This window comes from Sphingomonas sp. (genome assembly GCF_019635515.1).
In the GTDB taxonomy this organism is placed as follows: domain Bacteria; phylum Pseudomonadota; class Alphaproteobacteria; order Sphingomonadales; family Sphingomonadaceae; genus Sphingomonas.
Window position 1 is genome coordinate 2121916 of sequence record NZ_JAHBZI010000001.1, and the last position, 13599, is coordinate 2135514.

A 13599-nucleotide genomic window follows, 5' to 3' on the forward strand; every position below is an offset into this window, starting at 1 on the left:
AAGATGGGAGCAACCCATGACCGACACCACACTCAACAAGCAGGCGAGTGCCAACGCGCCGATCAACGATACCCGCAAGGCGGAGCTGCTGTCGAAGCAGGTCAAGCATATCGACATCAAGTCGTTCGACGCCCGCCCGATCGTCGACGCGATGAGCGACATGAGCTTCACCAGCCGCGACCTTGGCCGCGCCACCAAAATCTATAACGAGATGCTGGCCGACAAGGACTGCACCGTCTGCCTGGTCATCGCCGGATCGACCTCGGCGGGCGGTTGCATGGACCTTTATGCCGAGCTGGTGCGCAACAACATGGTCGACGTGATCGTCGCCACCGGCGCCACCATCGTCGACATGGATTTCTTCGAGGGCCTTGGCCACAAGCATTATCAGGCGCTCGAGATCCCCGACGACGACACGCTGCGCTCGCTCTATATCGACCGCATCTACGACACCTATATCGACGAGGAGCAGCTCCAGGACTGCGACCACACGATCAACGTGATCGCCGAGAGCCTCGAGCCCAAGCCCTATTCGTCGCGCGCCTTCATCCGCGAGATGGGCAAATATCTTGTCGAACATGGCAAGAAGGACAACAGCCTGGTCAAGCTCGCCTATGAGCATGACGTGCCGATCTTCTGCCCAGCGTTCGTCGACTCGTCGGCCGGCTTCGGGCTCGTCAAGCATCAGGTCGATGCCGCGAAGGAAGGCCGTCCGTACATGGTGCTCGACGCCATCGCCGACTTCCGCGAGCTGACCGAGATCAAGATCCAGGCGGGCACCACCGGCCTGCTGATGATCGGCGGCGGCGTGCCGAAGAACTTTATCCAGGACACCGTCGTCTGCGCCGAGATCCTCGGTCACGAGGACGTGGAAGTGCACAAATACGCCGTGCAGATCACCGTCGCCGACGTGCGCGACGGCGCCTGCTCGTCCTCGACGCTGCAGGAGGCCGCCTCATGGGGCAAGGTCAACACCGGCATCGAGCAGATGGTGTTCGCCGAAGCCGGCTCGGTCATGCCGCTGCTGGCGTCCGACGCCTATCATCGCGGCCATTGGAAGGACCGCGCCAAGCGCGGCTGGGCCAAGCTGTTCGCCTGAGCCAGCGATAGATCAAGGAAGGGGCCGGCAGCGATGCCGGCCCTTTTTCATTGCGGCCGGGGCGGCAGCCTCCGGACCGGCCCCGGCGTCGGACCGGGTGCGGGCTGCGTCCGACCGATCGGACGTATCCGGCTGTTCCGCCGGACAAGCGACGCGGACACCGCCTGATCGAACTGGGGGCGATACTCCTTGAGGACTTCAAGCTGGACCCTGCCCGCCGGTTCGTTGGGCTTGCCCATCTGATAAAGCCGCATCGCCACCTTGGCCTTGCCGGCCAATGTCCGGACTTCCGTCTGGCATTGGGCATCGGCGCATTTCGGCGACCATTGATCGATCAGCCACTGCTCCCATTCGCTCGACGCATCCTTGGTCTTGGCGCGGTTGCGCGCCAGCGAGGCATCGATCGCGGCCTGGAACTTCGGGCCGTATTCACGCGACACCTCGCCCTGCACCGCCAATGCCGAGCGATCGGGCTGGGCCTGCTGGAGCAGCCGCGCCGCGACCTTCATCTTGCCCGCGAGTTGCGTGACTTCGTCGATACAGGGCTGGTCAAGGCACTGCTTGCTCCATTTGGCGACCGCCAGCTGCTCCCATCCTTCCGACGCGTCATGGGTGGTCTTCTTGTTGAACGCCGCCGAGCGCGCCTGCGATTCGGCGATAAGGCCGGTCGCGTTGCGGAGCGCCTCGCCATAGAGCGGCACGCTGACCTGCGCATAGGTCAGCTTGGGCTGCCTGGCATGCTGCTGCCGCACGGCGAGGCCGATGCCGAGACCAACGATCTTCATCGCCGTCCGGCACTTCTCGTCCTCGCAGCGCTCCGACCAGAAGGCGATGAAGCTCGGACGCCAGCGATCGGGCAGGACGCGGAAGCTCGCGTCGTTGGCGATCTTGTAGGCCTGCTGGCCATAGGTGCCCCACTCGCTCTGGCCGAGCAGCTTCGACGGATAGTCGAGCTTGTTCTTCATATACGCCGCCCAGATCTGATTGGTGACCTTGGTCAGCAGCAGATTCAGCTCGGACTGGCACTGCGCGTCGCCGGGCGGGCACATCGGGCGATACAGCCTGACATCGTCCCCCTTCATCTCGTCAATCCGCTTCTGCAGCCACGCCTTGGTTTCCGCCGCGATCTTGTCACGCATTTCCTTGTACTGCGAGGCGCTTATGACCTGATCGGGCACGCCGGGGTTTCGCTGCAGGCTCCAGCCATCCTTGCACATCGCGAAGAAGGTGTCGGGCCGCTTGTCCACCCGATAGGTCATGTAATTTATCCCGCCATGCGCGGCGCAGAAATCCAGTCCCTTGTTCACCGCGTTGGGCGGCGGCGGGGTATCGCAATGATAGCCGATCAGCGCCGCGCCTCCGCACACCACGTCGTGCCCGGTCTGATACGCCCAGCTGCCTAAATCGGAGGCGAGCTCCACGACCGCCCGAGCGATCGCGACCAGCACCTTCATGAAGGTGCTGCAGACGCCCGAGGCCAGTTCGCTGAGACCGGGCACCTTGCCGATCAGCCCGTCGGTCAGCATCGTGTTGATCAGCTTGCACGCGAACTGGGAGTTCAGCCCGAGCGTCGCCATGTCCTTGACCGCCTCGACGACATCGCCGTTGGAAATATCGTCGTACAGTTCGCGCAGATCCTGCGACGCGCTGCTGACGGCGTTCTGGATGTCCTTGTCCAGATTCAGATCGGTCTCGAAAGCGAACAGACAGATCGTCGGAATCTCGCCGAAATAGGGAATGGTCTCGGCAAGCTGGGCGTTGACCTCGTTCTTGGCCTCCCCGACGCTCTGCTTCGCATATTCCTTGGCGGCATTGATGACGAAATTGGTGTCCTGCTTGCCTCCGGCGTTGCTGATCGTGGTGTCCGCCTTGCCCCAGACGCTGTCGAGCGACGCCACCGGGAAGGTGCAGATGTCGTAGGTAAAATGCTTGGGATCGAGCTTGCGGGCTAGCTTCGCCGCGCCGATCAGCGCGAAGAACGGATAGTCCTGGGAAGCGGCGTGCGAATATACCGATTCCGCTTCGACCGGATGCAGGATCGAGAATTGCGCCAGTTGAATCACGTCATTCGGCAGCACATCCTTCAGCAAGCCCTTGAGCTTCTCCCATAGAGTATTGCCCATCGCCATCGGCGGAGGCGGCGCAAGCCGCCGCGCCAACGCGTCGAGATCGCGCGGGACCAGCGAGAATTCGGAATGACTCAGCGGACCATAAGCGAGCGCGCTGATCCGCGGCGCCTCGGCCTGGGCCGGGATCGGCGCGAGCGCCATCGCCACCGCCGCCAGAAGTGCCACAAATGTGCGAACCGCCTGTATCGCGCCGTGCATGCCTCGCCCCCTCAAAGCTCAAACACCGAGTCTCCAATAGAGACTATATAGTTTGTTTGAGAAGGCAAGACGACGAAACCGGTCTGGGCGCGGCCGGATAAAGGCGTATAGCGACGGCAATGCCACGCCTGACCGAAGCCACCGCGGCGAAGCGCCGCGCCCATATCATCGGGGCTGCCGTGCGTTGCTTCTTCCGCCAGGGCTTCGCGGCGACTTCGGTGGACGATGTCTGCGCCGAGGGCGCGATCAGCAAGGGCGCGTTCTACAGCCATTTCCCGAGCAAGGAGGCGCTGATCCACGCGACCGCGGACCTGCTCGCCAGCGAACTTGGCGGGATCGAATCCACCAGCGTCGATGCCCTCGCCGACTCGCTGTTCACCCGCCAGATCGCGCCCGCACTGGCTGAAGCGAACAGCCGGTTCGGCCTCGAGATGATGGCGGCTAGCGTGTCCGACGATGGCCTGCGCGACCGGATGATCGCCAATCTCGAGAATGTTCGCGCCGCGGTCGAGCGCGCGATCGGCGAGCTCTCGACGGCCGGCCTGACCAGGCCCGATTGCGATGCCGCGCAGGCGGCCTCGGCGATCCAATGCTATCTGCTCGGCACTCTGACCCGCAACGCGATCTGGCGCGCCGAGAACAGGGACGAGGTCCGCGAAACCGTGCGAACACTCGTCCGCGCCCTGATCGCGCCGGGCGCCTAGCCGCCGCCGCTCACGGCTTGACGCGCGTTCCGTGCAACTCACGCTCGCCGCGATAGATGGTGATGCTGTCGGTCTTGCCGTCTTTCGGATGGAAGACCACGCGCATCGGCGTGCCATCGACCCTGAACTCGGTGTCCGAGGCGGCGAGCAGCGCCCGCGGCTCCTGCACGCCCGGTGCGATCGTGAACGATCCGTCGAGACCGAGCGTGACGGTGATCATCGGCCCCTCGGTCTGATAGGTGCCGGCGTAGCTCAGCAACGTCGCCGGGGCGACGGCGACCGGCGCCGTCTGGGCGATCCCCGCCACGGGAATCGATGCGAGCAGCATGCTCGCGAAAACGCGTCCCAACGTCATTTGCGCATTCCTTTCCCACGCGCGGGGAACCACTCCCGGCGCTTATTTTCCGAATGGATTGGACGGTTCGGGTTTAGCGGGACGAATGGCGGAACAATGCGCCGGACAGCAGCGCGATTCCGCTGAGGATCGCCGTCACGCCGAGAATGTCACGCGGCCAGATCGGTCCCTCGCTTCCCATATGGCCGAGCACCGCGACCGCCGCGATCAGCATCTGCGCGCCGGCCACCGCGAACAGCGTTCGGGCCATCGCCGCCGCGCGGCCCTTCGCGAATGCCGCGCCGCCGGTCAGGATCGCCAGGACCCCGAAATACATCAGGTTGGCGGGATTGCCCTCGTCGCCGATGATGCCGACCGCGAGGTTGATCCACACCAGCAGGAACGCACCCAGCACCGCGAGCGCGGATGCGATCCTGTACGCGGCATTGCCCGCTTTCGTCGCCAGCAGTTCATAGGCGCCGAGCGCGAGCACGATCATCCCGCCCATGACGATGAAGTCCTCCGGACCCCAGTTCACTTCACTGGTGAATCGCATCGCCACCGCGGGCACCAGCAGCAGCCCGGCACCGGCGCCCCAGCGAGCAAGCCGCCAGCCATTGCCATCGCCGCTTCGCATCGTTCCTTCGGTCATCTTGCTCGGTCCCTGATGGATAATCGATGCCGCCGGACTAGCCGCCACCCCGGTGAGCGGCATGAGCAAAGCCTGAGCAATCGCTGAAAAGCGCGCCCGCGAGGATCAATTGCGTTTGCGAACCGATTGTTGCAGCCTCGCGCATAAATTGTGGGGAGAAGCAAATGCACACTGAAATCCTGTCGCCCGTCGTGGCGCTCATCGCGTGGACGCTTGTCATGCTGGTGTGGACGATGGCGGTCCGCCTGCCCGCGCTGAAAAAGGCCGGGATCGACATGAGCAAGGCCAGCGGCGGCCATCCCGGCATCCTCGACGGCAAGATTCCGGACAAGGCGCAGTGGCCCGCGCACAATTACATCCATCTCGTCGAACAGCCGACCTTGTTCTACGCGGTCTGCTTCGCGCTGGCCCTGCTCGGCCAAGGCGATGGCATGAACGCGACGATCGCCTGGATCTATGTGGGCCTGCGCGTCCTGCACAGCCTGGTGCAGGCGACCTTCAACAAGATCTCGATCCGTTTCCTGCTATTCGTGCTGTCGACGCTCGCACTGATGGCGCTGACACTGCACGCGGGCATCGCGATCCTGCACGATGCGCCCGCACCGCTCGTTCAGAACGTGGCTAGCCGCTAGGCGAACAGCCGGGCGAGGCTGCGCTCGAGCATCAGCAACTGCCACAGGGTCCGGCCGTGCTCGGCGCGGCCGGACTTGTGGTCCGCAGCCAGTTTCTCGACCACGCTCAGATCGAACCAGCCGGTTGAAGCCAGCAGCTTGGACCCGGCCAGCGCCGCCGCATCCTCGGCCAGCGCCTTGCGGAACCAGGCGCTGATCGGCGTCACGAACCCCATTTTTGGCCGGTAGAGAATGTCGCGCGGCAAATAGGGTTCCAGCGCTTTCTTCATCAGCCATTTGCCCTGCCCCGCCTTGATCCTGAGCTCGGGCGGCAGGGTCGCGGCGAACTGCACCAGCCGGTAATCGAGCAAGGGCTCGCGCGCTTCGAGGCTCACCGCCATGCTGGTGCGATCGACCTTGGTGAGGATATCGCCCGGCAGCCAATGCTGGATATCGGCATATTGGGCGCGATCGAGCCCGTCGCGGGCGGGCGCGCGGCGCATCGTGTCGGTATAGCGTTGCTCGGCGGTGTGACCGCCCAGCGCCTTCCTCGCCGCATCGCTGTACAGCTGCTGGCGTAGCGCCGGCGTGGTGACGCCCACCGCCTTGGGATAGGCGAACTCGCCATTCTCGGCGAGCGCGAGCAACGTGGTCTTGGCGCGGAACATCCGCGGCGCCCAGTCGGCCTTGGGGTATAGGCGCCCAAGGGTGCCGAACAATCTGGTGCGCATATCTTCAGGGAAGAGATTGCGGACGCGCTCCTCGCCCGCGAAGAATTTGTAGCGGCGATAGCCGGCGAACGCCTCGTCCGCGCCGTCGCCCGACAGCGCCACCGTCACCTTCTCGCGCGCCAGCTCGCAGACCCGGTAGGTCGGCAGCGCCGAGGCATCGGCAAAGGGCTCGTCGAACGCCGCCACCAAGGTATCGATCAGCGCGTAGTCGTCGGCCGCGACCGTCCGCGTGCGATGCGAGGTCGCGAAGCGCTCGGCGATCAGCCTGGCGTGCGAGGATTCGTCATAGCCGGATTCGTCGAACCCGATCGTGCAGGTCTTGACCGCCGCCTTGCTCGCCTCGGCCATCAAGGCGACCACCGCCGAGCTGTCGACGCCGCCCGACAGGAACGCGCCGAGCGGCACATCGGCGATCATCCGCGCCCGCACCGCCTGGCGCATCAGATCGACCAGCTCGGCCTCCAGATCCTTCTGCTTGCCGCTCGCGCGCTTCGAGAAATCCAGATCGAACCAGCGCACCGGTTCGGGCACCGGCTTGCCGCGTTCGAGCAGCAGGAAATGCCCCGCCGGCAGCTTCTTCACGCCCTGCAGCATCGAGGCGTCGTCGGGAACGTAGCCGAGCCCCATATAATCCTCGACCGCGCGGAAATCGGGCGCGCGCCGGAACAGCGGATGCGCGAGCAGGCCCTTCAGCTCGGAGGCGAAGGCCACCGCCCCATCGGACAATTCCGCATAGTGCAGCGGCTTCACCCCGAACCGGTCACGGGCGAGGAAGAGGCTGCGCCTGTCGCTGTCATAGAGGGCGAAGGCGAACATGCCGTTGAGCCGATCGAGCATCGACGGGCCCCAGGCGCGCCAGCCATGCAGCAGCACCTCGGTGTCGCTATCGGTCAGGAACCGCGCGCCCAGCTTTTCGAGCTCGGCGCGGACCTCCTTGAAGTTGTAGATCTCGCCATTGTAGGTGACGACCACGCCCTGATCGGGCGTCGCCATCGGCTGGACGCCGCCTTCGAGATCGATGATCGCCAGCCGCCGGTGTCCGAGGCCGACGCCGGCGGTGGTCCACACCCCCGAACCGTCCGGCCCGCGATGCGTCAGCGCGTCGCTCATCTGGACGATGCGCGCCGGATCCACCGGCCGCGCCATTGCGGGATAATAGAGACCGGCGATGCCGCACATTTGACCAGTAAGCCCCCGACTCTTCCATCGTCACCCCGGCGAAAGCCGAGGCCCAGAGCCAGAAACGCTTGTCGCCCGTGACCCTGGATCCCGGCTTTCGCCGGGATGACGGACTAAGGCAAGATCAGCGCGTCGCCGTCATGCGATCGGCGAGCGCATCCACCGGCCCCAGCGCGCGCAGGAAATCCTCGATCGCGGCATGCGCGCCGCCGTCGCCGTCCTGCTCGGCCGAGACCAGCACCGCCGCCGCGGCCTGCGATCCGCCCAGCATCTTGTTCTTGAGCGTCATCAGCTTGACGCGATTGTCGCTGCCGGTCAGCGTCCCGCCGAGGCGGTACCAGGTCACGGTCTCGCGCTCGACGCGGGCCGGGCCGACCATGCGCAGCGCCTGACCGCCGTCAATGCGCGGCAGCCCTTCGATACGGACCCATTTATCGTTCTCGCGGATCGCGCCGATGCCGAAGCCGACCAGTTCCTTGCCCTCATGCTGATTGGCATAGACCGCGACGGCGAGGTCAACCGCCCTGCCCCGCGCATCGGCATAACGGCCGATCAGGAAATGATCGGCCCCGGGATAATTGGGTGACCACGCCGCGCGCGTGCTCAGGCTCGTCCGCTGCCAGCCGGGCACTTCGGGCAGATCGATCTGCGGCGGCAAGGGCGCGGCGCGGGCGGCATTGAGGCTCGACCAGCCGAGAAACAGGCTCGCGACCAGCAGCACCAGCAGCGACGCCACCGGCGCCTCGATCCGGCGCGACGGCACCGTTTGCAATGCGGTTGGATCGAACCACGCCGCATCGGGATCGCGATCGAACCATTTCCAGCCGATCGCGAGCACCACCGCCATCACAGCTGCGAAGAACACCCAGCCATAGACGATATGATCCATGCCGGTGGCGCGCTCGACCGAGGTCCACCACGCCGCGTAGATCGTCGCCCAGGCGCGGATGCCGTTGGCGATCACCGGCACGATCAGCGCCATCGCCAGGAACGCCACGCGCTTGCCCCAGGTCAGATAACAGACATTGGCGACCAGCACCCCGAACGCGACCATCGCGATCACGAACTTGGCGCCCGAACAGGCCTCGGCGATCTCGAAGAAACCATTGGGCGTGGTGATCAGCACCCCATCCACCACCGCCGGTACGCCGGTGATATGGAGCAGCGGGATCACCATCGCGGTGGTGATCTCCTGCAGCGGGCCTTCGAGGAAGTCGCCGAACGGGACGAGGAAGGCCATGTAGCAAAGCGGGAACAGCAGCGCGCGCGCGACATTCGGCCCGAGTATGGTGACGACCGCGCCCTGCAGCATCAGCACCAGCCCGGCATGGCGGAACAGCGCCACGCTCGCGGCATCGCCCAGCACCCAGCCGAAGCCGCCGGCCGCGACCAGAGCCAGCCCCGGCCACCAGCCCTGCGGGCTGACCAGTGCCAATTCGGTTCGCCGCTGCCACACCAGCCAGGCGATGACCGGCGCGATGAACAGGCAATGCCCGAAGGTGGTGTTGGTCCAGTAAATCGTCGCGAGATCGATCGCATCGGTATGGAAGATCGCCAGCAATCCGAGCCACACCGCCGCCAGCATCGCGGCGTGCCGCTGCCAGCGCGCATCGAACAGCGGCGTCGCCGGCGTGAATTCGCCGGCGGGCACGGCGGCTGTCATGCGGCGGTCCGCCGGCGCGGCGGCTTGACCACATCGGTCGCGCGCGCGGTATGCTTCTGCTTGGCGTCGCGCAGCGGCAGCCCGAGCACGTCGTCGAGCGGCGCGAGGCGCGCGGCCCAGCTATAATGATCCATGACCTGCTTGCGCGCGGACTCGCCCAGCGCCGTCGCCTCGCGGCGGTCCGACAGCAATTGCGTCACATGCTCGGCGATCTCGCCCACGGTCGATCCCACACGGATGGTGCCGCCATGCTCGATGCCGGTCGCAGCGGCTGCGGATGCGACCACCGGCCGCGCCATCGCCATGCCTTCGAGCACCTTGTTCTGGATGCCGCGCGCCAGCTTGAGCGGCGCGACGACCACCGCCGCCTGCGCCAGCCAGCCGCGCACGTCCGCCACTTCGCCGACCACGGTCACCCCCGGCTGCTTGGCCAGAGCCTTGACCGCATCGGTGGGGTTACGGCCGACGATCATGAAACGGGCATCGGGATGGACCAGCCGGATATGCGGCAGGATCGTTTCGACGAACCAGGTCACGCCCTCGATATTCGGACGGTAGTCCATTTGCCCGGTGAACACGATCGAGCGGCCCATCGTGTCGATCCGCTTGAACGGCGCCGAAGGGTCGAAGAAATCGGTGTCGATGCCATTTTCGACGACATGCACTCTGTCAGCGCCCGTGCGCTGGCGGAACAGCTCGGCCTCGGCCTCGCTGACGAACAGGCTGGCATCGGCGCGCGCGGCGATGGCCTTTTCGTGCTGGAGCAGCAGCCGCGCCTCGCGGGCCAGCATCCATCCCATCGGTCCCTTGGACGTCTGCGCGTAGGCAGCGAACTTCGCCGAATCCATGTCGACGAAATCCATGATCACCCGCTGGTGCGGCCGCGCCGGCAGATATTGCGCCATCTGGCTCGAGAATACGAAGATCGTGTCGATCGCATGCCGGGCGAGGATGTTCTCGACCGACTCGCGCACCGCGTCATTGTCGAACGCGGTCAGCGATATCGGCCGGTGCGACATCAGCGCCTGCAACCCGGCCTTCATCTGCGTCTTGGCGCGCCAGATGATCGAGCGGTTGCCGGTATATTTGGCCAGTCCGCTCTTCTGCTTCAGATCCTTGGGATCGTCGGCAAAGGCGATCAGGTGCACGCGCTTTTTCGTCGACAGATATTTGAGGATGTTGAAGCCGCGGATCTTGTCGCCCCGGTCGGGCGGATAGGGCACGCGGTGCGCGAGGAACAGGATATCGCCCATCAGCCGAGACCCCGCGAAATCCACGGGCCGACGCGGTTGGCCACGGCAAGCGGCAGCTTGCTCCAGACCTTGACCTGCAGGCTGAACTTCGGATTGGCCGGGCTCGCATCGCGCGCCTTCGCGCCCTCGGCCACCCGCTCGTAATAGGTCAGCGGCATGGGCTCGAAACCCCAATTCTTCTTGAACGCCGCTGCCCCGGTGCCGGTCTTCGAGCGACCGAAATCGAAACGCGTGCAGCCGCGGGTGCGGGCATGGCGCATCAGCTCGAAATACATGCGGTCGTTGGCGCGCAACGCGCGCGCGGCACGGGTGCCGCCACCCCAATAGGGATAGACCGTTCCGTTCCAGTAGAGGCTCAACACACTCGACACCGCGACCCCGCTTTCACGGATTATAAGCAGGTCGGCCGATTTGCCAAATTCCCGCAATACCTCGGAAAACAGGCTTTTCGGAAACACCGGTGTGCCGAGATTGCGGACCGATTCCGCATAGACGGCATAATGCTCGGCCTGCTCGCGTTCGTCGCTGCCGACGGCCACTTCAAGCTCGATCTCAAGCGATTTGCGGACCTCGGCGCGCTGCTTGCGCGGGATCGCCAGCAATTCGGCGTCGTCGTCCGCGGCGAGATCGCGCGCGAAGCCGATGTAGCGCGTCGTATCGACATGCCATTCCGGGCCCGGCAGCGGACCGCCGCGCACTTCCATCACCGGGCAGCTCAGCCGCCCCGCCAGCGCCCAGGCCGCCTCGGCCAGCTCCGCCGCCACTCGCGGGTTGTCGGCAAGAATCCCGCCACCGACGCCGAACGCCGCCGAAACCAGTGCCCGCCCGAACAAGGGCGAATGCACCTCGGTCAGCGGCATCACGCCGGCGAGCTGGCCATTGCCGCCCTCGGCGACAAGATAATGGTTCGTCTGCCCGCACCCGCGCGCCACCGCGATGCTCCAGGCCGGCAGATGAAACGGCGTGCCATCGGCATGATCATGGACGAAGGCCCCGATCCGCGCGCGTTCGATCGCGTCGTCCAGATCGGCGACCCGCAGGCCCACGGGGCGCGAAAGCAGCGGCGCGTTCATGCCAGTCTCTCCGCTTCGCGCGCCGCGATCACGTCCATGCGTCCCCATTGGTGATTGCCGATCAGCCGACGCAGCTTGCCTGCCATCGCTCCTAGCCGGGCATAATGACGAAGCCGCGACTTGAGCGGCGCATTACCGACGCGCGGCTGGCCGGGATCGATCTCCCACGGGTGGAAATAGAAGATGCCCGGATGTGCGGCACCGTTGGCGGCGCGTACCGCATTGTCGGTCACCTTGCCCGGCAGAAGGCGAAAGAAACCGCCGCCCGCGGTGACTTCCTTGCCGAGGAAATTGGCGATGGTGATCGGCAGCTCGATCAGATCCGCGCCCGCCACCGGCTTGAAGGCCGCGCGTGGCGCATCGCGCCAGCCATAATGATCGTGTCCGATCGGCGCGACGCTGGAGGAATAGGCATAGCCCTGCTCGGCGAGCACCGCATGGGCCCAGGGCGTGCGCTTGTCGATCGAGAAGCTCGGTGCGCGATAGCCGGTGACTTTCGCCCCCGACGCATCTTCCAGCGCCTTCTTCGCCGCATCGATATCGGCGCGGAATTCCTCAGCGCTCAGCGTGAACACGCGCTTGTGATCCCAGCCATGGCTGGCGACCTCGTGCCCCGCATCGGCGATACGCCGCAGCAACGCCGGATAGCGCTTCGCCACCCATCCGAGCGTGAAGAAAGTCCCCTTCACCCCGCTCTCGCCGAACAGCGCGAGCACGGCATCGGTATTCGCCTCGACGCGATGCTCAAGACGATCCCAATCGTCGCGCGAGATGGTGTTCTCGAACGCGCCGACCTGGAACCAGTCCTCGATATCGACAGAGAGGGCGTTGGTGATCATCGTCAGGCGGCATTTCCGCGCAGCGCCGACAGATCGGGGCGACGGCTGGCGTCGTTGGTCTCGACCCAGTCGACGAGCAGCGTCAGCACGCGGCGCAGCGCCTCGTCCTGTTCCTTGATCTGCGCTTCCAGCTGCGCGATCCGCTGCGCCACCGGATCGCCGGCGGACGCTGGAGCTGGAGCCGGCGCCGCGGCGCGGATCGGCATCGGATCGGGGGCGGGCGGCGGTGCGGGCGTACCCATCGCCATCGGCGCGATTTCACGCAGTTCCAGCGGCTCGGGCTCGGCAGGTGCCGGCGTATATCCCGAAATCGGCGTATCGCCGTTCAGGTCCGCGATCACCGCAGCCAGATCATGCTCGCCGAATGTCTCGATCTGCTCCACCGCGCCGAACAGCAATACGCGGCTGGCAAGCTGGTTGAGCAGCCGCGGCGAACCGTTCGACCAGCGATACATCGCCGCCACCGCGTCGTTGGTGAAACGCGGCTTGCCCCGCCAGCCGACGCACGACAGGCGGTGGATCAGATAGGGTTCGACTTCGTCTGCGTCCATCGGCTCCAGATGGTGCATCGCGATCACGCGCTGGCGCAACTGCTCGAGGCTCGGTTGGGCCAGGGTGAGCCGGAATTCGGGCTGGCCGAGCAGGAAGATCTGCAACAGCGGATAGCCGCCGGCCTGGAAGTTGGAGAGCATGCGCAACTCCTCCAGGCTTTCGATCGGCAGCGCCTGCGCTTCATCGACGACCAGCAAGGTACGGCGGCCCGAACGCGCGACATTGTGCAGGCCCCGCTCGATCGCCGCCAGCATGTCCGCCTTTTCCATGCCGCTGGCGTTGATCTCAAGGCCCGCGCAGACCAGCCGCAGCAAGTCTTCGGGACGAAGCTGTGACGAGACGATCTTGATGACGTTCAGCCGCTCGCGATCGATCTCGCCGAGCAGATGCCCCATCAGCGTCGTCTTGCCGACACCGGGATCGCCGGTGATCACGACGAAGCCCTCGCCCTGGCTCAGGCCATAGCCGAGATAGGCCATCGCCTTGCGGTGCGTGGCGGTGTCGAACCAGAATTTGGGATCGGGGGTGAGCTGGAAGGGCCTGCCCGTCAATCCGTAATGATCGTCGTACATTCTGGCTTTC

General features: G+C 65.5%; 12 protein-coding genes. 3 read left to right on the plus strand and 9 right to left on the minus strand.

All coding sequences use genetic code 11. The features are described from left to right. Positions 1-16: 16 nt before the first annotated feature. Positions 17-1099 carry a deoxyhypusine synthase gene (locus KF730_RS10735; protein WP_294094802.1) on the plus strand — a complete coding sequence of 361 codons (1083 nt, stop codon included), beginning with the start codon at positions 17-19 and terminating at the stop codon, positions 1097-1099. Positions 1100-1146: 47 nt separating this feature from the next. Here the strand turns inward: KF730_RS10735 and KF730_RS10740 are convergent, their stop codons facing one another. After that, on the minus strand, positions 1147-3426 hold the full coding sequence (locus tag KF730_RS10740; protein ID WP_294094806.1) for a hypothetical protein: 2280 nt from the start codon (positions 3424-3426) through the stop codon (positions 1147-1149). Between the two features lie 119 nt (positions 3427-3545). Between KF730_RS10740 and KF730_RS10745 the strand changes: the two genes are divergently transcribed. After that, the gene (locus KF730_RS10745; RefSeq protein WP_294094811.1) at positions 3546-4130 is read left to right on the plus strand and encodes a TetR/AcrR family transcriptional regulator; all 585 of its coding nucleotides are present in this window, start codon (positions 3546-3548) and stop codon (positions 4128-4130) included. 10 nt (positions 4131-4140) lie between these two features. Here the strand turns inward: KF730_RS10745 and KF730_RS10750 are convergent, their stop codons facing one another. Both KF730_RS10750 and KF730_RS10755 read right to left on the minus strand, forming a co-directional pair. Further along, positions 4141-4485, minus strand: coding sequence for a hypothetical protein (locus tag KF730_RS10750; RefSeq protein WP_294094814.1), 345 nt, complete (start codon positions 4483-4485; stop codon positions 4141-4143). A 73-nt stretch (positions 4486-4558) separates the two neighbouring features. Continuing rightward, on the minus strand, positions 4559-5116 hold the full coding sequence (locus KF730_RS10755) for a hypothetical protein (RefSeq protein ID WP_294094818.1): 558 nt from the start codon (positions 5114-5116) through the stop codon (positions 4559-4561). Positions 5117-5280: 164 nt separating this feature from the next. On the opposite strand from KF730_RS10755, the gene KF730_RS10760 reads away from it, so the two are divergent. Next, positions 5281-5748 carry an MAPEG family protein gene (locus tag KF730_RS10760; protein WP_294094820.1) on the plus strand — a complete coding sequence of 156 codons (468 nt, stop codon included), beginning with the start codon at positions 5281-5283 and terminating at the stop codon, positions 5746-5748. On the opposite strand, the gene KF730_RS10765 is transcribed toward KF730_RS10760, so the two are convergent. From KF730_RS10765 to KF730_RS10790, 6 genes are all read right to left on the minus strand, one after another. Then, complete coding sequence (locus KF730_RS10765) at positions 5745-7637, minus strand: XrtA/PEP-CTERM system amidotransferase (RefSeq protein ID WP_294094822.1); 1893 nt, start codon at positions 7635-7637, stop codon at positions 5745-5747. The genes KF730_RS10760 and KF730_RS10765 overlap by 4 nt on opposite strands. A 124-nt stretch (positions 7638-7761) precedes the next feature. Beyond that, positions 7762-9300 (minus strand): exosortase A, encoded by a 1539-nt coding sequence (gene xrtA / locus KF730_RS10770; protein WP_294094824.1) that lies wholly within the window; start codon positions 9298-9300, stop codon positions 7762-7764. After that, positions 9297-10553, minus strand: a complete 1257-nt coding sequence (locus KF730_RS10775) for a TIGR03087 family PEP-CTERM/XrtA system glycosyltransferase (RefSeq protein WP_294094826.1) — start codon at positions 10551-10553, stop codon at positions 9297-9299. Before KF730_RS10775 ends, xrtA begins: the two co-directional genes overlap by 4 nt. After that, positions 10553-11626, minus strand: a complete 1074-nt coding sequence (locus tag KF730_RS10780; protein WP_294094830.1) for a FemAB family XrtA/PEP-CTERM system-associated protein — start codon at positions 11624-11626, stop codon at positions 10553-10555. Before KF730_RS10780 ends, KF730_RS10775 begins: the two co-directional genes overlap by 1 nt. Continuing rightward, positions 11623-12465: an XrtA system polysaccharide deacetylase gene (locus KF730_RS10785; protein WP_294094833.1), complete on the minus strand. Its 843-nt coding sequence runs from the start codon at positions 12463-12465 to the stop codon at positions 11623-11625. The genes KF730_RS10780 and KF730_RS10785 overlap by 4 nt, the downstream gene beginning before the upstream one ends. Positions 12466-12467: 2 nt before the next feature. After that, positions 12468-13589, minus strand: a complete 1122-nt coding sequence (locus KF730_RS10790; protein WP_294094835.1) for an AAA family ATPase — start codon at positions 13587-13589, stop codon at positions 12468-12470. Positions 13590-13599 lie beyond the last annotated feature (10 nt).

What these genes read in the sequence shown, in the direction of transcription:
- KF730_RS10735 (WP_294094802.1), top strand. Translation starts at nt 17, where the DNA reads ATGACCGACACCACACTCAACAAGCAGGCGAGTGCCAACGCGCCGATC.
- KF730_RS10740 (WP_294094806.1), bottom strand. Translation starts at nt 3,426, where the DNA reads ATGCACGGCGCGATACAGGCGGTTCGCACATTTGTGGCACTTCTGGCG.
- KF730_RS10745 (WP_294094811.1), top strand. Translation starts at nt 3,546, where the DNA reads ATGCCACGCCTGACCGAAGCCACCGCGGCGAAGCGCCGCGCCCATATC.
- KF730_RS10750 (WP_294094814.1), bottom strand. Translation starts at nt 4,485, where the DNA reads ATGACGTTGGGACGCGTTTTCGCGAGCATGCTGCTCGCATCGATTCCC.
- KF730_RS10755 (WP_294094818.1), bottom strand. Translation starts at nt 5,116, where the DNA reads ATGACCGAAGGAACGATGCGAAGCGGCGATGGCAATGGCTGGCGGCTT.
- KF730_RS10760 (WP_294094820.1), top strand. Translation starts at nt 5,281, where the DNA reads ATGCACACTGAAATCCTGTCGCCCGTCGTGGCGCTCATCGCGTGGACG.
- KF730_RS10765 (WP_294094822.1), bottom strand. Translation starts at nt 7,637, where the DNA reads ATGTGCGGCATCGCCGGTCTCTATTATCCCGCAATGGCGCGGCCGGTG.
- xrtA (WP_294094824.1), bottom strand. Translation starts at nt 9,300, where the DNA reads ATGACAGCCGCCGTGCCCGCCGGCGAATTCACGCCGGCGACGCCGCTG.
- KF730_RS10775 (WP_294094826.1), bottom strand. Translation starts at nt 10,553, where the DNA reads ATGGGCGATATCCTGTTCCTCGCGCACCGCGTGCCCTATCCGCCCGAC.
- KF730_RS10780 (WP_294094830.1), bottom strand. Translation starts at nt 11,626, where the DNA reads ATGAACGCGCCGCTGCTTTCGCGCCCCGTGGGCCTGCGGGTCGCCGAT.
- KF730_RS10785 (WP_294094833.1), bottom strand. Translation starts at nt 12,465, where the DNA reads ATGATCACCAACGCCCTCTCTGTCGATATCGAGGACTGGTTCCAGGTC.
- KF730_RS10790 (WP_294094835.1), bottom strand. Translation starts at nt 13,589, where the DNA reads ATGTACGACGATCATTACGGATTGACGGGCAGGCCCTTCCAGCTCACC.